Below are 18,378 nucleotides of genomic sequence, written 5' to 3' on the forward strand. Positions count from 1 at the left end.
AAATCGTTGCTTCTAAGCGCCGCCCCCGCCACTCCAGCCACTGCCGATGACCGTTTCCTTTCGCGTGGCCACCTCATAGGCATGCCCGGCCCGCAGCACGGTCGCTTCACCGCGGGGGCGGCCCATCAGCTGCATGCCGATCGGCATGCCCGCGTGATCCTGACCGACGGGCAGGGTCAGCGCCGGTACGCCCGTGATGTTGGCCGGGGAGGAGAGGCGGACGTAGCTGTCGGCGACGGCCTCGACCGTGCCGTCCGCCCACTCCACGCTGTCCTGAACGGACTTGACCGCCGTCATCGGCACCGCGGGCGCCGCGATCACATCGACGTGGCCGAGCATCCGCGCCCAGGCCTCGCGCATCAGCGCCCTCGCGCGCTGGGCCCGGAGATAGTCGCCGGCGGTCACGAGCTCGCCCGCCTCCAGCAGGATGCGGACGTCCGGCGCGTAGAGATCGGGAGTCGAGCGGAGGGTCCGCTCGTGGTACGAGGTCGCCTCGGGGACCATCAGCCCCCACAGGATGGCCTGGAAGTAGCGCGCCATCGGGATCTCGACCTCGACGAGTTCGGCCCCCAGTTCCTGGAGCTGCCCGATGGCCCGGCGCACGCTCTCCTCGACCTCGGGGCTCACCCGCTCGAAGTAGTGGTTGCGCGGCACTCCCACCCGCAGCCCCGACAGGTCACCCGCCTCCGGGGAGTCCCAGCCGCCGGTCACGGCGGCGTGTCCGGCGGGGTCGTACCGGTCCCGTCCCACCAGCGCGCCGAGGACGAGCGCGGCGTCCCGCACCGTGCGGGTCATGGGGCCGACGTGGTCCAGGGACCAGGACAGGGACGTCACGCCGTCGCGGGAGATCAGACCGTACGTCGGCTTGAGACCGACCACGCCGTTGAGAGCCGCGGGGACGCGGATCGAGCCGCCGGTGTCGGTCCCCAGCGCGAAGGTGGCCTCGCCCGCCGCGACGGCGACGGCCGAGCCGCCGCTCGACCCGCCCGCGACACGGCTGTCGTCCCAGGCATTGCGCGTCTGAGGGGTGGTCAGCCCGTACGCGAACTCGTGGGTGTGGGTCTTGCCGAGGAGCACCGCTCCGGCCTCGGACAGGCGCGCCGCGACGGTGCTGTCGCCTTCGGCGACGTGGTCCGCCCTGACGCGGGAACTCGCCGTGGTGGGCATGCCCTTGACGTCGATCAGGTCCTTCAGGCCCATGGGTATTCCGTGCAGCGGGCCGCGCGAGCGGCCCCGGGCGATCTCGCGCTCGGCCTCGGCCGCCGCTCGCCGGGCGGAGTCCGCGGCGACGGTGACGTAGGCCTGGAGGCGGTCTTCCACCTCGGCGATGCGGTCCAGCACGGAATCGGTCAGCTCGACCGGGGACAGCTCCCCCGCGGCCACCGCGCGGGCGGCATCGGCGAGCGACAGCTCAAACGGCTGCATCTGCGTCCTCCAGCTCTGCCGTACGTACGTCCTCCAGCTCGGGCGAGTAGGACATGGCGGGCGGCGTCTCCCCGAAGTCCAGTTCGCGCAGCGTCGCGATGACGGAATGGATGTGCTGGGCGGTCGATGCCACCACCTCGTGACGGTCGTCTGCCAGCGGCAGGCCCGCCCGGAGCGCCCCTCGGGCGGCCTCCTGCGGGGTGAGTTCGGCGGCGTCCATGCGGGCCCTCTCGACTCGGTTCGGCTCGTCGCGCGATGCCGGACGGAGGCCCACCACAGCACGACGACACTCAAACGCAAATTGTTTGCTTTAACGCGACGATAGGCCCTACGCTGACTTAACGCAAACACGTTGCTTTTAGCCACAGGGCCACGTCACGCTCACGCACCGGACAGAGGAACACCGCATGCCCACCACCGCGCACCACGCCACCCCCCACACCGACGCCCCGACCTGGACCGTGGGAGACATCACCGTCCACCGTGTCGACGAGGTACCCCTGCCCCCGCAGACGGGCCCCTGGCTGCTACCCGGAGCCACCCCCGAGGTCGTGGCCCAAGCCCCTTGGCTACAGCCGGACTTCGCGGACGAACAGCGCGTCCTGCGGCTCGCGAGCCACAGTTTCGCGGTCGACGTCGCCGGACTGCGCGTGCTCGTCGACACCGGAATCGGCAATGGCAAGCGGCGGGCCAACCCCGCGTGGTCCAACCTGAACAGCGACTACCTGAAGCGGCTGACCCAGGCGGGGTTCGCACCCGATTCGGTGGATCTCGTCGTCCTGACCCACCTGCACACCGACCACGTCGGCTGGAACACCCGGTCTGACGGGGCCAGTTGGGTGCCCACCTTCCCCAACGCCCGCTACCTCACGACCCGCACCGAATGGGACCACTGGGCCGCCGTCGACATGGACGAGGCCCGGCGCCAGATGTTCCGGGACTCCGTGCACCCCATCAAGGACGCGGGCCTGCTCGACCTCGTCGACGTACCGCTCGACGGATCCGCCATCGACATCGCCCCGGGTATCCGCCTGCGCCCCACCCCCGGCCACACACCGGGCCAGGTGGCGGTGGAGCTGAGCAGCAACGGCGAGCGCGCGCTCATCACCGGTGACTGCATCCACCATCCCGTCCAGCTGGTCGACCCCGGCCTGGGAAGCTGCGTGGACACAGACCCCGCGGCGGCGGCAAGGACCCGCCGGGAGCTCCTCGGCTCACTCTCCGGCACCGGCACGCTGCTGCTCGGCAGTCACTTCCCGCCGCCCACGGCGGGCCATGTGGTCCCCGAGGGAGACGCCTACCGACTCGTCCCCGCCGCCAACGCCCCTGCGAGGGAGATCTCCGCTACTTGAGGTACGGGCCGTCCGCTCCCACCTTGCCCGGGGCCGGGTTGCCCGGCAGGTCGAGGACGTAGGCGCGCAGGTTGCCCTTGCCGGGGGACGCGACGGAGAGTCTCCGTAGAAGTCGTCGGCCTTGTCCGCGCCGTACTTCGCCACCAGCTTGTCGTGCAGCGCGGGCAGGAAGCGGCGGTTCCAGGTGGTGCGCGGGATGTGCACGGCGGTGTCGATGCGGAAGCCGTCGACGCCGATGTCGATGTACTTGTCGTAGGCGTCGATCAGGTACTGCTGCACCTCGGAGTTCTCGGTGTTGAAGTCCGCCAGGTCGTCGTGGAGCCAGCAGCTGCGCGAGTCCTCGCGTCCCAGTTGCCGATCCAGCACTGGTGGTACTTGGACGCGGGGAACATGCCTGATGTGGGGCTCGGCCACTGGCAGTTGTAGATCTTCCTGCCGCGACGGCGGACGAATCAGGCTCGCCCTGGGCGGCGCTCCCGGACCCTGGCAACAGGGTCAGGAGCAGGCCGCCCAGGACGGCGCCATGAGCAGGCGTGATGTGTGGTGCGACATGCGGCTTCCTGTACGCAGTGGGGTACGTGGGAGGGCGACGCGCGCCATCAGCCCGGATCGGTTGTCTCGCGGAACCGGTCCGGCCCCTGGTTCAGCCTCGCTCGAAGACGGCGACGCTCCGTGCGGGGACGCTGAAGGTGCCCGAACTCCTTTCGTACGAGGCCGACTTGACCACCGGGTCGGCACCCTTCGCCTGGACGGGGTGCAGTGCGTACGCGGTGTTCGCGAGGTCCGCGACGCGCTGCTTCTGCGCGTCCGGGGTCGCGTTGAAGACGACCACGAGGTTCCCGAGCTCCATGGTGATGACGCCGGGAGTCTCGGCGGACGTACCCGAGAGCGGGTACGAGAGCCGGGACTGGACCTGGCCGGACGTGGCCAGGGAGAACGCGGGCTCCGTCGCGCGCAGCTTCACCAGGTCCTGGTAGGCGGCCGAGGTTCCGTCGATCTCCGCGCAGCCCGGGGTCAGGGTGGCGGACGTCAACAGGGGCTTTCCGTAGGGCCACTTGTCCTTGTTGTCGGCGGCCGGGGGCAGGCCACGCCCGAATCCGTTGCCGTCACGGCAGTCCCAGTGCAGGGCGTTGAACCAGTCGCCGCTGTCGTAGGAGTTGCGGTCCAGGGACTTGGAGCGCAGCAGGTCGCTGCCGGCCTGGGACAGGGACGGGCCCTGGGCCAGGGTGGAGGTCGCCATGGCGAGCACCTGCATGCGCGAGCGCTCGGCGGCCGTGGTGTCCGAGGGCAGCTTGAAGGCCAGGGCGTCGTACAGCGATTCGTTGTCATGGGCGTCGGAGTAGGAGAGGGCGTCGCCGGGAGCCGCCGCGTATCCGGCCGGGGCGCCGTTGTAGTCGACCTCGGATCCCTTGACCCGCTTTCCTGTGGAGTCGGTGAAGGTGTACGCGGCGAGGTTGCCGGTGAGGGCCACCTTCAGGAGGTCCTGGTAGTGCAGGAGCCGGGCCTTCTGCTCGGCCGGGGTGCCGTTCGCCTTCGAGGCGTTGGGGTCGGTGAACAGGCCGCTGGCGAAGCCCTGGACGCCGGGGTCCTCGTCGAAGGGGCCACCGCCGCGCACCGCGTCGCGACCGCGGTCGGAGAAGGTGGCGATGCCTGTGCCCGCCATGTTCTTCTGGGTGGCCTGGACGAAGCGGGCGTCGTCCGCGATCTCGCCGAAGTTCCAGCCCTCGCCGTACAGGACGATGTTCTTCCCGTCGACGCCGTCCTTCTTGAGGGTCAGCGCGTCCAGGGCCTTGCGGACGGCCAGGATGTTGGCCTTGGGGTGGTGCCCCATCAGGTCGAAGCGGAAGCCGTCGACCTTGTACTCCTTGGCCCAGGTGACAAGGGAGTCGACCACGAGTTTGCCCATCATGGCGTTCTCGGGGGCGGTGTTGGCGCAGCAGGTGGAGGTGGCCACGGTGCCGTCGGCAAGGAGACGCTGGTAGTAGCCGGGCACGATCTTGTCCAGGACGGACTTGTCGGCCTGGCCGCTCGCGACGGTGTGGTTGTAGACGACGTCCATCACGGTGCGCAGACCGGAGTCGCCCAGGCCCTGCACCATCTGCCGGAACTCGACCGTGCGGCGGGTCCCGGAAGGGTCGCTCGCGTAGCTGCCCTCGGGCACCGTGTAGTGCAGGGGGTCGTAGCCCCAGTTGTAGGCGTCCTTGGCCGCGGTCCTGGTGACGCAGGCCTGCTGCTGGTCGGAGTCCGGGGCGGGCGCCCTCAGGTCGCAGTCGGGCGTGGCCTGGTCGGCGGCGCGCTCGGGGATGGTGCCGATGTCGAAGGCGGGCAGCAGATGGACGTAGGAGGTGCCTGCCTTGGCCAGCTTGCTCAGGTGCTTCATGCCGTCGGACTTCGTGTCGGTGAAGGCCAGGTACTTGCCGGGGTGACGCGCCGTACTGTCCTCGACGGAGAAGTCACGGATGTGCAGTTCCTGGATCTGCGCGTCGCGCAGCGGCGTCGCCTTCGGCTTCCTCAGCTGTTCCCAGCCCTTGGGGGCCAGCTTCGGGTCGTCGAGGTCGACGGCGATGCTGCGCCGCGAGTCGGCGGTGAGCGCCGTGGAGTAGGGGTCGGTGACCTTGTTGGTGACGACCTTCTGGACGCTGGGCGCCCACACCTTCACGACGTACCGGTACTGCTTGCCCGTCCAGCTCCTGGCTCCGGCGACGGACCATACGCCGCTGGTGTCGTCGCGCCGCATCGCCACGCGCTTGCCGTCGAGTTCGAGGCTGACGGACTGGGCGGTGGGAGCCCACAGGGCCAGGGTGGGGCGGCCGCCCCGGAACTGCGGGCCAAGAGCGGCCTTGGTGGCGGTGGCGCTGTAGAGGTCGTCGAGGACGCCCTGCGTCTGGACTCCCGTGGCGGTGAGCAGGGTGCCGTCGGCGCTGCTGCGGGTGGCGACGAGCTGGCCGGTGAGGGCGTGGCGGACCCGGTCCCGGTCGCGTGGGTCGACGGTGAAGGCCGCGTAGCCCTTCAGGTGCGGGTACTTCTTGCGCTGGGCGTCGGTCAGGCCGCCCTCGGCCGGGGCGAGGCGGATCCGCCGTCCCTCGCCGACGAGTGCGCCGTTCTTGACGGTCAGCTGTCCGTCGTGGGCGTACACCAGCTCCTGGGTGGCGGAGTCGCCTCGGACGTCCCAGGCGACGGTGTCGCGGTCGACCCACTGCGCCCGGGACGTGGACAGGTCCAGGTCGGCGGGCGCGTCGGCGGCGGCCGGTGCTCGGGGCGCCGCGGCGACCGAGGGTGTCATGGGCGCGACCGCGGCGAGCAGGGCGAGGGCCGTGGTCACGAGGGTGCGGCGGGGGGAGCCGGCCAAGGGGAGCTTCTCCTTGTGAAGTGCGGGGCACGGGATGCGGAAAGTGAGCGCGCCGGGGGCAAGAATCAGCCCCTCCGGCGTTTGAGGAGCGGGGTCCGGGGCGGGGCCCCGAGTCGGTGTGGGCCGCCCGGCGGCGGGGAAGCGAACGCCGGGCGGCCCGTGAAGCAGGGCGGTCAGCCGCGCCGCATGGCACTCAGCAGCTCTTGGCCCCGGTGTGCAGGGCAAGCGCGGTGTTCGGCGCCACGGTGGCCGTGAACTGGCCGGAGCCGTTGACGGTGACGCTCCTGCCGCTCTGGACGTCGCAGTAGCTGCCCGCGGCGAGGGACGTCTGGAAGGTCCGGCCGACCGAGGAGCCCTCGTGGTTGACGACCACGTACGCCTTGTCTCCGCGGCCGAACGCGATGGCGTTGTTGCCGTTGTCCCACCAGTTGGTCATGCCTGTTCCGCGTGCGGTGTTGCGGAACTTGACCATGCTCCTGATCTCGGGCCAGGCGTGCTGGCACTTCCAGCCGTCGCTGTAGCAGGCCTTCACCTGGCCGCCATGGGGCGATCCCGCGTCGTTGTTGCTGAACTCGTAGCCGGAGTGCACGTCCGGGGAGCCGTAGGGCAGCGCCAGCATGAAGACGTGCGCGAGGGTGTAGTTCGCGCCGTCCTTGTAGCTGAGGGTCTGGCCGTGCCGCTCGGTGTCGTGGTTGGCGACGAAGACGGCGGCCGATCCGCTCGGCATGTAGCCCCAGCCCTCACCGAAGTTCTTCAGGTAGGCGAGCTTCTCGTTGTTGAACACGCGCTTGAGGTCCCAGCCGTAGCGGAACTCCTGGGCGTCACCGGTGGCGGTGTACTCGCTCGGCGAGACCGCCTCGCCCGAGCCGTAGATCGTCTCCTGCTTGAAGTAGACGCCGGGGTTGCTGAGCCGGGACTTGATGTTCTTCAGGTCGTCCACGGGGATGTGCTTGGCCGCGTCGACCCGGAAGCCGTCGACACCCAGGGAAAGGAGGTCGTTCAGGTAGGCCGCGACCCGTCCGCGGACGTACTCCTCACCGGTGTCGAGGTCGGCGAGTCCGCCCAGCTCACAGTTCTGGACGTTCCCGCGGTCCTGGTAATTGCCGATCTCCGAGCGGCAGTTGTCCATGTCGGCGCCCGAGTACGTGCCCGGGTAGTCGTACTTGGTGAACGCGGAGCCCGCCGAGCCGGTGCCGGAGGCGTTCGTCATGTGGTTGATCACCGCGTCGGCGACGACCTTCACCCCGGCCGCGTGGCAAGTGTCGACCATGTTCTTGAACGCGGCCCGGTCGCCGAGCCGGGTGCCGATCTTGTAGCTGACGGGCTGGTAGGCGGCCCACCACGCCTCACCCTGGATACGTTCCTGGGGCGGGGAGACCTGCACGTAGCCGTATCCGTCGGGGCCGAGCTGCTGTGTGCACGCCTTGGCCACCGAGTCGAATTTCCACTCGAAGAGCACGGCGGTGACGTCCTTGCCGCCGGGCGGGGCGGCCTGCGCCTGCGGGGCTCCGGCGACGATGCCGCCCGCGGCACCCGCCACCAGGGCGAGGGTCGCGGCGAGAGGTCTGCGGACTCTGGTCTTTCGGCCGGCCATGAGGGCCTCCTGCATGAGTGAGATGTGACTGCATGAGTGAGGTGTGACCTTGTCCGGCAACGCGCCGTGCCCGTCAGGCCGTTGAAGGATGTTGCAGAAATATTTCAACGCCGTTTTCGGTCGAGACCGTACGACCCTCGGGAACCTCGGTCAACCCTCCGCGCACACTCTCGCGGCAGATGCGGAGGCCCTGGGATGCAGTGCGCCGCAAAACCTTCCGCAAGACCTTGCGGCGGTGTTACGTTCAACCACGACTCCGGTCCGGACGGCCGGGGGACCCGGACAACGGGCCCCACGCGCCCGGCCGTTCGGACCGGTCATGGAACGGGGAGGCCCCGGAGCCACCATCACGACCCCGCTGCCCCGACCGGGCAGGCACCGGGAGCCTCCCTCTCAGCGCCGCGGCTGCGCCGTGGAGCCGCGCACCACCAGCTCGGGCTGGAAGACGAACTCCGTGTGCTGCACCGGGTTTCCGTGCAGCTCCTCGAGCAGGGCGCCCACCGCGGCACTCGCCATCGCCTGCACCGGCTGCCGCACCGTGGTCAGCGGCGGGTCCGTGAAGGCGATCAGGGGCGAGTCGTCGAAGCCGACCACGGAGACGTCGCCGGGCACCGAGAGGCCGCGCTCGCGCACCGCACGCACCGCGCCGAGCGCCATCATGTCGCTGCCGCAGACCATCGCCGTGCACCCCTGGTCGAGCAGGGCGCTGGCCGCCGCGTGCCCGCCCTCCACCGTGAACAGCGTGCGCTGCACGAGCTGTTCGGCCTCCCCCTGTTCCAGGCCGAGCAGCGCGTGCAGCGCCGACGTGAACCCCTCCGCCTTGCGCAGCGAGGGGACGTAGCGGGTCGGGCCGATGGCCAGACCGATCCGCTGGTGACCCAGGTCGACGAGGTGGCGCACCGCCATCCGCGCGGCCGCGCGGTCGTCGGGCGACACGAAGGACACCGGGATGTGCTCGTTGTAGCCGTTGATCAGGACGAACGGCACGCCGCGGGCGTGCAGTTCGAGATATCGGGTGGGGTCCGCCGTGGTGTCGGCGTGCAGTCCGGAGAGGAAGACGATGCCGCTGACCCGACGCTCCTCCAACTGCTCGACCAGCTCGTCCTCGCTGGCCCCGTCCGGCATCTGGGTGCACAGCATCGGCGTGTAGCCGTGCCCGGACAGGACCTGCTCCACGACCTGCGCGAAGGCGGGGAAGATCGGGTTGCTGAGCTCGGGTATGACCAGGCCGACCAGGCCCGCGCTGTGCCGCTTGAGCCGCATCGGCCGCTCGTAGCCAAGGACGTCCAGGGCGGCGAGCACCCGGCGCCGGGTGCCGGCCGCCACCCCCGGCTTTCCGTTGAGCACCCGGCTCGCGGTGGCCTCGCTGACCCCGGACTGGGCCGCGAGGTCCGCGAGCCGCGGGGCGCCCCGGTCGGACCGGTCGGCGTCCCGCGGCGGGGAGAGGGTCACACCGCCCACCAGACGGTGGTGTCGGCGGGCAGCTCGACCTTGCCGTCCGCCGTCTCCACCTCGGCGTTGGACAGGAGGATCCGGCCGGGGGCCGGGATGCGCACCGCCGCGCCGGTGGTGTTGGCCGTGCAGACGAAGCCGTCGCGGCGGAAGGCCAGTACGCCCTCGGGAGCCTCGAGCCACTCCAGCGAGTCGCCCGCCCCGAGCCCCGGCTGCTCCCGGCGCAGGGCAAGGGCACGGCGGTACAGCTCCAGGGTCGACGCGGGATCGCCGGTCTGCGCCTGGACACTGAGCTCGCCCCAGCCTTCGGGCTGCGGAAGCCAGCTGCCGCCCGCGCCGAATCCGTAACTGGAGCCGTCGGTGGTCCATGGGATCGGCACCCGGCAGCCGTCGCGGAACCCGTCCTGCCCGCTCGCGCGGACGAACGAGGGGTCCTGGCGCACCTCGTCGGGCAGCTCGGTGACGTCCGGCAGACCCAGCTCCTCGCCCTGGTAGACGTACGCGGAGCCGGGCAGCGCCAGCATCAGGAGCGTCGCGGCGCGGGCGCGGCGCAGGCCGAGCGCGCGGTCACCGGCGGTGCGCAGCTGGGTGCCGAGTCCGGGCGGGTTGGCGAACCGCGTGGCGTGGCGGGTGACGTCGTGGTTGGAGAGCACCCAGGTGGCCGGGGCGCCGACGGGCCGCATCGCGGCCAGCGACACGTCGATGACCTCGCGCAGCTCCGTGGCGTCCCAATGGGTGCCCAGGTACTGGAAGTTGAAGGCCTGGTGCATCTCGTCCTGGCGCACGTAGGCGGCCGCGCGCTCGACGGTCGGGGTCCATGCCTCGGCGACGAGAATGCGCTCGCCCGCGTATTCGGTGAGCACCTTGCGCCAGCTGCGGTAGATCTCGTGCACGCCGTCCTGATCGAAGAACGGCATGACGTCGTTGCCGAGCAGCTTGAGCTGGTCGCCGCGGCCGATGTCGGGCAGACCTTCGGCCTTCACCAGGCCGTGGGCGACGTCGACGCGGAAGCCGTCGACGCCCATGTCGAGCCAGAAACGCAGGATCGAGCGGAACTCGTCGTGCACGGCGGGGTGTTCCCAGTTGAAGTCGGGCTGCTCGGGCGCGAAGAGGTGGAGGTACCACTCGCCGTCCGGCACCCGCGTCCAGGCCGGGCCGCCGAAGACGGACTCCCAGTCGTTGGGCGGGAGTTCACCGTCCTCGCCCTTGCCCGGCCGGAAGTGGTAGCGCTCGCGCAGGGGTGAGCCGGGGCCCTCGCGCAGGGCGCGCCGGAACCAGTCGTGCCGGTCCGAGGAGTGGTTGGGCACGAGGTCGACGATGATGCGCAGGCCCAGGTCGTGGGCGTCCCGCAGCAGGGCGTCGGCGTCCAGGAGACTGCCGAACATCGGGTCGATCGCGCGGTAGTCGGCGACGTCGTACCCGGCGTCGGCCTGCGGCGACGCGTAGAAGGGGCTGAGCCAGACGGCGTCGACGCCCAGGTCCCTGAGGTAGGGCAGGCGGGCACGGACACCGTCCAGGTCGCCCATTCCGTCGCCGTTGCCGTCGGCGAAGCTGCGCGGGTAGACCTGGTAGATCACCGCGCCACGCCACCAGTCCGTGTGGGTGCCGGAGGCGGGGGCTGCAGGGGCAGCGAGATGCTGGGTCATGTCTTCCCTGAGATCGAGAGGTCGGGTGCGAGGGGGGTTGCGTGCCGTGTCAGGACTTCGTCGCGCCGGCCGTCAGTCCACCGACGAGGTGGCGCTGGACGAAGCCGAAGATCACGGCGGCGGGCACCGCGACGATCACGGCCGCGGCGGTCAGCGAACCCCAGTCGCTGGTGTACTGATTGACGAAGGTCTGCAGGCCGCCCGCCAGGGTGAGGTTCTCCTCGCCGGTCATGAAGGCGGAGGCGTACGCGACTTCGGCCCAGCCGGTGATGAAGCTGTAGAAGCCGGTGACGGCGAGACCGGGCTTGGCCAGCGGCACGATGAGCCGCCAGAAGGTGCCGAACGGGTTGAGCCCGTCCACCCGCCCGGCTTCGTCGATCTCCACCGGGATGGTGTCGAAGTACCCCTTCATCATCCAGGCGCAGAACGGCACGGCGATCGTCAGGTAGGTGACGACAAGGCCGACGGGCTGGTTGAGCAGGCCCAGGCTGGCGAGGAGGTTGTAGAGCGGCACGATGAGCACCGCGACGGGGAACATCTGGGTGATCAGCAGGAGCCACATCAGCGAGCGCATGCCGGGGAACCTGAAGCGGCTGACGGCATAGCCGGTGGTCGCCGAGATGAAGACGCCGATCACCGTGGTCAGGCCCACGACGAGCAGGGAGTTGCCGAGCCAGCTCAGGAACTCGGTGTCGTTGACGACGTGGTCGTAGTTGCGGAACGTGAAGTCCTTGACCAGGTCGGTGGAGAACGCCTCGCTCGTCGGCTTGAACGAGGTGATGAGCAGCCACAGCGGTGGAAGCACCGCGGTGGCGGAGGCGAGGAGGAGGCCCACGTGGAGCGCGACGGAGGCCAGCGGCCCGCGTTCGCCGCGCTCCCTGACCTTCGCCTTCGACCCGCGAGCGGAAGAGGCCTTCTGGTCGGTCATGGTGGTCACCACACTTCTCCCTGCTTGCGGAGCGCGCGGCGGTAGACGACCGCGAAGAGCGAAAGGAGCAGCAGAATGATGACGCCCCAGGCCGCGGATCCCGCGAAGTCGCGCGGGCTGACGACGAACGAGAGCCGGTAGGCGTACGTCACCAGGATCTCGGTGGCGTCTCCCGGACCGCCCCGGGTGAGCAGGAAGATCACCGGGAACATGTTGAAGGTCCAGATGCCGCTGATCAGGATCACGGTGCTGCTGACGGTGCGCAGGCCCGGCAGTGTGATGTGCCTAAAGCGCTGCCAGGCGTTCGCGCCGTCCATCTCCGCGGCTTCATAGAGCTCGCCGGGGATGGACTGGAGTCCGCCGAGCATGGCGACCAGCATGAACGGGACGCCGAGCCAGACATTGACCGTGATCACCGAGAGCTTGGCCCAGGTGGGGTCGTTCAGCCACGGGATCGCGTCGATGCCGCCGCCGGCGAGGATCTTGTTGAGGATGCCGTTCTTCTCGTTGAACAGCAGGCGCCAGGTGAACACGGAGACGAAGGCCGGGACCGCCCACGGCAGGATCAGCGCCATCCGGTAGAAGGAGCGCCCCGCCAGCTTGCGGTTGAGCATGTTCGCCAGGACCAGGCCCAGCGTGAAGGAGATCGCGACGCAGGAGACGGTCCAGATGATCGTCCAGGTCAGCCGGTCCCAGAAGACGCCGTCGGAGAGGACCGCGGTGTAGTTGTCCAGGCCGACGGACTTGTAGGTCGCCGGGATGTGGTTGACGCCGATGGTGCGCTCGACGTTCGCCTCGTTGGCGTCGGTCGTCGACAGGTACAGGCCGCGCACCAGCGGGTAGCCGATGATCACGCCGATCACGGCCACCACCGGGGCGACCATGGCCCAGGCGTACCAGTGGGTGGACAGCGACCTGCGCAGCCGTCCGGGGGTCTTGCCGGTCCGCGGGCCGCGGCCGCGGACGCTGTGGGCGTCCGCGGCCTTGGCCAGTGACTGGCTGCTGTCAACAGCCATTTACTTGTAGTCCTTCAGCAGCTTGCGGTAGGCGTCGCCGACACCCTTCGCCCCGTTCTCGGGGGAGGTCTTGCCGCTGAGCACCTTCTCCATCTGGAGACGGATCGGCTCGAACAGGGCGTTGGCCTCCGGGATCCAGGGCCGCTCCACGGACTTGTCCACGGCCGGCTTGAAGAACTGGACCATCTGGTTGTCCTTGACGGACTTCACGTCGTACACCGAGGTGCGCGTGGGCAGCAGGCTCAGCTTCTCGGTGGTCTGCTGCTGCACCTTGGCCGAGCTCATGTACTTGATGAACTCGTAGCTCGCGTCGAGGTTCTTGGAGCCCGCGTAGGCCGCGAGGTTCCAGCCGCCCTGCGGGGAGGCCTGGCGGTCGCTGCCGCCGGGGACGGGGGCGATGCCGAGGTTGCCCTTGTCGCCCTTGAACTCCTTGCCCTGCATGGCTCCCTCGATGGACCACGGTCCGTCGAGGGCCATCGCGACATCGCCGTCCTTGAAGGCGTTGAGCTGGTTGTTGTAGCCGTCGCTCGCGTCGGTGGTGGCCGCCTTGGAGTCGACCAGGTCCTTCATGACCTCGAAGGCCGCGGCGCCCTGGGGGTCGTCGACGGTGATCTTCTTGCTCTTGGTGTCGAGGAGGTCGCCGCCCTCGCCGTAGAGGTACGGGAGGTAGTAGTACGGGTCGTCGCCGCGGAGGTAGAGGCCGGTCTTGCCGGACTTCGACTTGATCTTCTTCGCGGCGCTCTTCACCTCGTCGAAGGTCTTGGGCGCCTCGACACCGGCCTCCTTGAGCATCTTCTTGTTGTAGAAGAGCGCCAGGGTGTCGATGGTCTGCGGGGCGGCGTAGGTCTTGCCCTTGAACTTGGTGCTTGCCGCGGCCTGCGGGAGGTAGTCGTCCGCCTTGTCCAGGGCGGGGGTGCCCTCGAGCGGGGCGAGGTAGCCCAGGTTGGCGAAGTCCGCGACCCAGGCGACCTCGGTGCGCATCACGTCGGGGGCGCCGGAGTTGCCGCCGGCGGCGTTCTTGAACTTGGCGTTGGCCTCGCCGAACGCGACGCTCACGTAGTTGACCTTGACGTCCGGGTGGAGCTTCTCGAAGCCCTTGGCGAGCTTCTCGTAGGTCCCCTTCTCGGCGTCGTTCGAGGTGTCCCAGAAAGTGACGGTTCCGGACAGCTTGCCCGAACTGCTCTTACCACTGTCACTGTCATCGCCACCGCACGCTGCCGCTGTCAAAGCCAGGGCCGCGACCAGTGCGGTGGCCGCTATGCCACGCCGCATGTGAACTCCTTCAACTGATCCCGGAACAAGGGGAGGCGAAACCCCCAACAGAGCTGCCTCCTACGAGCCGCACTCGACGCGGCGCCGGGTTGCCAGGGAACGTAACAGGATTGAAAAGCGCTCGAAAGACCTTGCGAGAAATTTCTGCAAGCTCTGCTGATCGTTACTCCTGTGTGTCCTTACGGTTGCTCTTGCTGCGCTTGACAGGCCCCTGAGGTGGGGTCGTTGTTCCCTAGTTCGCCCTGAATGCCCCGCAAGTACCTTGCAGAGTCAGTACTTGCTGCAAGCTTTCACAAGCAGTGGGCAAGCAGGCAGATCACCGGTACAGTCCCTGCATGACCGCACGGCTCGTCGACATCGCAGCACAGGCGGGGGTGAGCGAAGCCACCGTCAGCCGCGTCCTCAACGGCAAGCCCGGTGTTGCGGCGGCCACCCGCGAATCCGTCCTCGCCGCCCTGGACATGCTCGGCTTCGAGCGGCCCACCCGGCTGCGACAGCGCAGCAGCGCAGGACTGGTCGGCCTGATCACGCCCGAGCTGGACAACCCGATCTTCCCCGCGCTCGCCCAGGTCATCGCCCAGGCCCTGACCCGCCAGGGCTACACACCGGTGCTCGCCACCCAGACACCCGGCGGCTCCACCGAGGACGAGCTCACTGAGATGCTGGTGGACCGCGGCGTCTCCGGGATCATCTTCGTCTCCGGACTGCACGCGGACACCACCGCCGACATGGAGCGCTACGAAGTCCTGCGCGGCAAGGGCGTGCCGTTCGTCCTCGTCAACGGCTTCTCCCCCAAGGTGCAGGCCCCCTTCGTCTCCACCGACGACCGCGCCGCGGCCCGCCTCGCCGTCACGCACCTCGCATCGCTCGGCCACACCCGCATCGGCCTCGCGGTGGGCCCCAAGCGCTTCGTGCCGGTGCTGCGCAAGATCGAGGGCTTCCAGATCGGCATGCGCGAACGCCTCGGGATGTCGCCCGAGGACTCCGAGCAGCTCATCGAGCACTCCCTCTACACCCTGGAGGGCGGCCAGGCAGCGGCGGGCACGCTGATCGGCCGGGGCTGCACCGCGATCGTGTGCGCCAGCGACATGATGGCGCTCGGCGCCGTCCGGGCCGCCCGGGAACGGGACTTGGAGGTGCCCCGGGACATCTCGGTGGTCGGCTACGACGACTCCCCGCTCATCGCGTTCACCGATCCCCCGCTGACCACCATCCGCCAGCCGGTCCAGGCCATGGGCCAGGCCTCGGTCCGCACCCTCCTGGAGGAGATCGGCGGGACCCCGGCTCCGCACAGCGAGTTCGTCTTCATGCCGGAACTGGTGGTCCGCGACTCGACCGCATCCGGCCGGTCCGAGCAGCGCGACGCCTAGGCCGTGCCCAGGGAGACCGAGATCGACGTCCTGGTGCTCGGCGGCGCCGGTGTGGACTCGATCGTGTACGTTCCCGAGCTCCCGCTCCCCTTCGCCGACAGCCACATGGTGCCCGCGATCGACATGCGGGCCGGGCAGACCGGCGACTTCGTGGCGATGGGGGTGCAGGCCCTGGGTCTGCGTACGCATCACATCGACCTGATCGGCGACGACCACGAGGGCGACCTGGTGCGGGCCCTGCACCGCGAGCGGGGCATCCCGCTCACCGAGGTGTTCCAGCGCCGCGGCACCAAACGCGCGGTGAACCTCGTCGGCCCCGACGGGCGGCGCCTCTCGCTGTACGACAACAGCCGCTCCCAGGAAGCGGACCGGCTGCCCGCGGCGACGGTCGAGGCCCTCGCCTCGGTGAGCCGGCACGCCCACGTCTCCCTCACCTACCCCTGCGCCTTCACCCTGCCCACACTGCGCGCGTCGGGAGTGACCGTCTCGACCGACCTGCACGACTGGGACGGATCCGAGCCGTACCACGAGGCCTTCGCCCACGAAGCCGACCTCGTCTTCCTGTCGGCCACCGCCCTGACGGACCCGGAGAGGACGATGCGGCGGATCGCCGCGCGGGGCCGGGCCGAGGCGGTCGTCGCGACGGCCGGAGCCGAGGGTGCCCATCTCCTCGTCGACGGCGAGCTGTCCCACGTGCCTGCCGTCACGCCCCCCGCGCCGGTGGTGGACTCCAACGGCGCCGGTGACGCCTTCGCGTCCGGCTACCTCTTCGGCCGGCTGACCGGCGAGCCGCCCGCGCGCTGCGCCCACTACGGCGCGATCGCCGGCGCGTACGCCTGCACCGTCCCTGCCACGCGGACGGACGTCATCACCAGGGACCAACTCCTCACCCTGTCCGCCGAGTCGACGAGTCACAGGACGGCCCGCCGACCGGACACTCGCGGACCTGAGCGACGATGACCAGGTCCACCACGGAGCGACACGGAGGAGGGGACATGGCATCGCAGACCGACGGGCGCACCGGCCGCGTGCTGTACGGGTGCATGGGGATCGGCGGAACGTGGGACACCACGCCGTACACCGCCAAGGACATCGCCGGAGCAGAGGCCGCCGTGGACGCCGCCCTTGAGGCCGGCGTCACCGTGTTCGACCACGCTGACATCTACCGGCACGGCAAGTCCGAGGCAGTCTTCGGCGAAGTCCTTGCCAGAGCAACCGGGTTGCGCGACCGCATCGTCCTGCAGACCAAGTGCGGCATCCGCCTCGCCGACGGCGACCGGCCAGGGTTGTACGACCTGCGGGGCCCGAGCATCGTCCAGCGCGTCGAGGAGAGCCTCACCCGGCTGCGCACCGACGTGATCGACGTACTGCTCCTGCACCGCCCCGACCCACTGACGGGCCCGGAGGACATCGCGAAGGCCCTCACCACCCTGCACGGGCAGGGCCTGGTGCGCAGGTTCGGCGTGTCGAACATGAGCGCCGCCCAGATCGCCCACCTGCGGGCACACCTCGACGTGCCGCTGGTCGCCAACCAGCTGGAGATGAGCCTGGAGAGCCGCGACTGGGTCGAGTCGGGCGTGCTCGTGAACACACCGGCGGCGTCCGACAGCGGCTTCCCGCACGGAACGCTGGAATACTGCGCCACCAACGGAATCCAGCTGCAGGCCTGGGGAGCGCTCGCCAGGGGCCGCTTCACGAGCGGCGGCGATTCACCGACCGCTCGGCTCGTCACCGACCTCGCCGCCCGCAAGGGGACGACACCGGAGACCATCCTGCTGTGGTGGCTCCAGCGCCACCCGGCACGGATCGCCCCGGTCATCGGCACAAGCCGCCCCGAGCGCATCCTCGCCTGCCGGGACGCCGTGCACCGCGAACCGGAACTCACCCACGAGGAGTGGTACGACCTGTGGATCACCGCCCGCGGCGGACCGCTGCCCTAGGCGTTGATCACGCCGGGCGCCAACTCCCCGTTCCCGGCGGCCATAATCGACGCCGTGACCGAGCCCGCCGTCGAAGTCCAGCCCCTCGTACGCCAGAAGGCCCACAGCCTCGGAGCCCTCGGGGAGCGGTGGCTGGCCGGGCTGCCCGGTCTCATCCGTGATCTGGAGCGGCGCTGGTCCATCGAGGTCGGGCGGTCGCTGCCCGGCGGGAGTGCCTCGTACGTGGCGCGGGCCCGGATCGAGGACGGACGTGACGCGGTGCTCAAACTCTCCCTTCCCACGCCGGACTTCGCCGCCCAGGTGCAGACCCTTCACCTCGCGCGGGGGCACGGGTACGCGAAGCTCCTTGCCCATGATCTCGACCGTCACGCGATGCTCCAGGAAGCGCTCGGGCCTTCGATGGACCGGCTCGGTCTCGATCCGTGGCGGCAGATCAAGACGTTGTGCGCCATGCTCCAGAGCGCTTGGCGGGTACCTCGCGCACCGGGGCTGAGCGTCGATCCGTCGCAGGAGAAGGCCCTCGCCCTGGGCGAGTTGGTCGGACGGCTGTGGGAGGGCCTCGGCCGGCCCTGCTCGGAGCGGGTCGTGGCCCAGGCCCTGACGTACGCCGAACGGCGGGCAGCGGCGTTCGATCCCGGCCGTTGCGTCGTCGTGCACGGCGACCCTCATCCGGGCAACGCGCTGCGGGTCACCGCGCCGCGGCCCGGGGCAGAGGCGGGGTTCGTCTTCGTGGATCCCGACGGGTTCCTCGCCGATCCCGCGTACGACCTGGGGGTCGTACTCCGCGACTGGTGCGGGGAGTTGAGGGGTATGGACGCGGCTTCGGCCGTGGGTCTGGTCCGCTCCTACTGCGCGCAGCTCTCGGAGCGGACCGGGGTGGATCAGCGGGCGGTCTGGGAGTGGGGCTTCCTGGAGCGGGTCTCCACCGGGCTCTATGTGCTCGACTTCGGTGCGCAGGAGCTCGGTCGGCCGTTCCTGGACACCGCGGAGTCGCTGGCCTGAAGGGTGGGCCGCACAGCGCCGGTGCGCGACGT

General features: G+C 69.9%; 13 protein-coding genes and 2 pseudogenes. 5 read left to right on the forward strand and 10 right to left on the reverse strand.

Annotated features, from left to right (window positions below):
* Positions 1-12: 12 nt before the first annotated feature.
* Both M4V62_RS03035 and M4V62_RS03040 read right to left on the reverse strand, forming a co-directional pair.
* Complete coding sequence (locus M4V62_RS03035) at positions 13-1,425, reverse strand: amidase (RefSeq protein WP_249585636.1); 1,413 nt, start codon at positions 1,423-1,425, stop codon at positions 13-15.
* Positions 1,412-1,645: a hypothetical protein gene (locus M4V62_RS03040; RefSeq protein ID WP_249585637.1), complete on the reverse strand. Its 234-nt coding sequence runs from the start codon at positions 1,643-1,645 to the stop codon at positions 1,412-1,414. The genes M4V62_RS03035 and M4V62_RS03040 overlap by 14 nt, the downstream gene beginning before the upstream one ends.
* Before the next feature lie 187 nt (positions 1,646-1,832).
* Between M4V62_RS03040 and M4V62_RS03045 the strand changes: the two genes are divergently transcribed.
* Positions 1,833-2,777, forward strand: a complete 945-nt coding sequence (locus tag M4V62_RS03045; RefSeq protein ID WP_249585638.1) for an MBL fold metallo-hydrolase — start codon at positions 1,833-1,835, stop codon at positions 2,775-2,777.
* Positions 2,778-2,882: 105 nt separating this feature from the next.
* Here M4V62_RS03045 and M4V62_RS03050 read toward each other — a convergent pair.
* The 8 genes and pseudogenes from M4V62_RS03050 to M4V62_RS03085 form a co-directional block, all read right to left on the reverse strand.
* A pseudogene (locus tag M4V62_RS03050) lies at positions 2,883-3,214 on the reverse strand (alpha-amylase family glycosyl hydrolase); the annotation flags it as partial.
* 206 nt (positions 3,215-3,420) lie between these two features.
* A complete protein-coding gene (pulA, locus tag M4V62_RS03055) occupies positions 3,421-6,126 on the reverse strand; it encodes a pullulanase-type alpha-1,6-glucosidase (protein WP_344646293.1) in 2,706 nt (901 codons plus the stop codon).
* 196 nt (positions 6,127-6,322) lie between these two features.
* Positions 6,323-7,720 (reverse strand): annotated as a pseudogene (locus tag M4V62_RS03060) (alpha-amylase); the annotation flags it as partial.
* Between the two features lie 393 nt (positions 7,721-8,113).
* Positions 8,114-9,181, reverse strand: coding sequence for a LacI family DNA-binding transcriptional regulator (locus tag M4V62_RS03065; protein ID WP_249585639.1), 1,068 nt, complete (start codon positions 9,179-9,181; stop codon positions 8,114-8,116).
* The gene (locus M4V62_RS03070; protein ID WP_249585640.1) at positions 9,169-10,818 is read right to left on the reverse strand and encodes a glycoside hydrolase family 13 protein; all 1,650 of its coding nucleotides are present in this window, start codon (positions 10,816-10,818) and stop codon (positions 9,169-9,171) included. The genes M4V62_RS03065 and M4V62_RS03070 overlap by 13 nt, the downstream gene beginning before the upstream one ends.
* Before the next feature lie 49 nt (positions 10,819-10,867).
* On the reverse strand, positions 10,868-11,746 hold the full coding sequence (locus tag M4V62_RS03075; protein ID WP_249592673.1) for a sugar ABC transporter permease: 879 nt from the start codon (positions 11,744-11,746) through the stop codon (positions 10,868-10,870).
* A 5-nt stretch (positions 11,747-11,751) separates the two neighbouring features.
* Positions 11,752-12,762, reverse strand: a complete 1,011-nt coding sequence (locus M4V62_RS03080) for a carbohydrate ABC transporter permease (RefSeq protein WP_249585641.1) — start codon at positions 12,760-12,762, stop codon at positions 11,752-11,754.
* Complete coding sequence (locus tag M4V62_RS03085; protein ID WP_249585642.1) at positions 12,763-14,034, reverse strand: extracellular solute-binding protein; 1,272 nt, start codon at positions 14,032-14,034, stop codon at positions 12,763-12,765. It abuts the gene before it with no gap.
* Positions 14,035-14,369: 335 nt separating this feature from the next.
* Here M4V62_RS03085 and M4V62_RS03090 point away from each other — a divergent pair, with 335 nt between their 5' ends.
* Genes M4V62_RS03090 through M4V62_RS03105 form a run of 4 tightly spaced genes read left to right on the forward strand, consistent with a single transcriptional unit; the run spans position 14,370 to position 18,346 of the window.
* Positions 14,370-15,404, forward strand: a complete 1,035-nt coding sequence (locus tag M4V62_RS03090; protein WP_249585643.1) for a LacI family DNA-binding transcriptional regulator — start codon at positions 14,370-14,372, stop codon at positions 15,402-15,404.
* A 3-nt stretch (positions 15,405-15,407) separates the two neighbouring features.
* A complete protein-coding gene (locus M4V62_RS03095; protein ID WP_249585644.1) occupies positions 15,408-16,364 on the forward strand; it encodes an adenosine kinase in 957 nt (318 codons plus the stop codon).
* 35 nt (positions 16,365-16,399) lie between these two features.
* The gene (locus M4V62_RS03100) at positions 16,400-17,344 is read left to right on the forward strand and encodes an aldo/keto reductase (RefSeq protein ID WP_249585645.1); all 945 of its coding nucleotides are present in this window, start codon (positions 16,400-16,402) and stop codon (positions 17,342-17,344) included.
* A gap of 54 nt (positions 17,345-17,398) precedes the next feature.
* A complete protein-coding gene (locus tag M4V62_RS03105; RefSeq protein ID WP_249585646.1) occupies positions 17,399-18,346 on the forward strand; it encodes an aminoglycoside phosphotransferase family protein in 948 nt (315 codons plus the stop codon).
* Positions 18,347-18,378: the final 32 nt, after the last annotated feature.

This window comes from Streptomyces durmitorensis (assembly GCF_023498005.1).
Taxonomy (GTDB): Bacteria; Actinomycetota; Actinomycetes; order Streptomycetales; family Streptomycetaceae; genus Streptomyces; species Streptomyces durmitorensis.

Excerpts from the sequence above, each read along its gene's own strand:
- M4V62_RS03035 (WP_249585636.1), bottom strand. The coding sequence starts at position 1,425 with ATGCAGCCGTTTGAGCTGTCGCTCGCCGATGCCGCCCGCGCGGTGGCC.
- M4V62_RS03040 (WP_249585637.1), bottom strand. The coding sequence starts at position 1,645 with ATGGACGCCGCCGAACTCACCCCGCAGGAGGCCGCCCGAGGGGCGCTC.
- M4V62_RS03045 (WP_249585638.1), top strand. The coding sequence starts at position 1,833 with ATGCCCACCACCGCGCACCACGCCACCCCCCACACCGACGCCCCGACC.
- M4V62_RS03070 (WP_249585640.1), bottom strand. The coding sequence starts at position 10,818 with ATGACCCAGCATCTCGCTGCCCCTGCAGCCCCCGCCTCCGGCACCCAC.
- M4V62_RS03075 (WP_249592673.1), bottom strand. The coding sequence starts at position 11,746 with ATGACCGACCAGAAGGCCTCTTCCGCTCGCGGGTCGAAGGCGAAGGTC.
- M4V62_RS03080 (WP_249585641.1), bottom strand. The coding sequence starts at position 12,762 with ATGGCTGTTGACAGCAGCCAGTCACTGGCCAAGGCCGCGGACGCCCAC.
- M4V62_RS03085 (WP_249585642.1), bottom strand. The coding sequence starts at position 14,034 with ATGCGGCGTGGCATAGCGGCCACCGCACTGGTCGCGGCCCTGGCTTTG.
- M4V62_RS03090 (WP_249585643.1), top strand. The coding sequence starts at position 14,370 with ATGACCGCACGGCTCGTCGACATCGCAGCACAGGCGGGGGTGAGCGAA.
- M4V62_RS03100 (WP_249585645.1), top strand. The coding sequence starts at position 16,400 with ATGGCATCGCAGACCGACGGGCGCACCGGCCGCGTGCTGTACGGGTGC.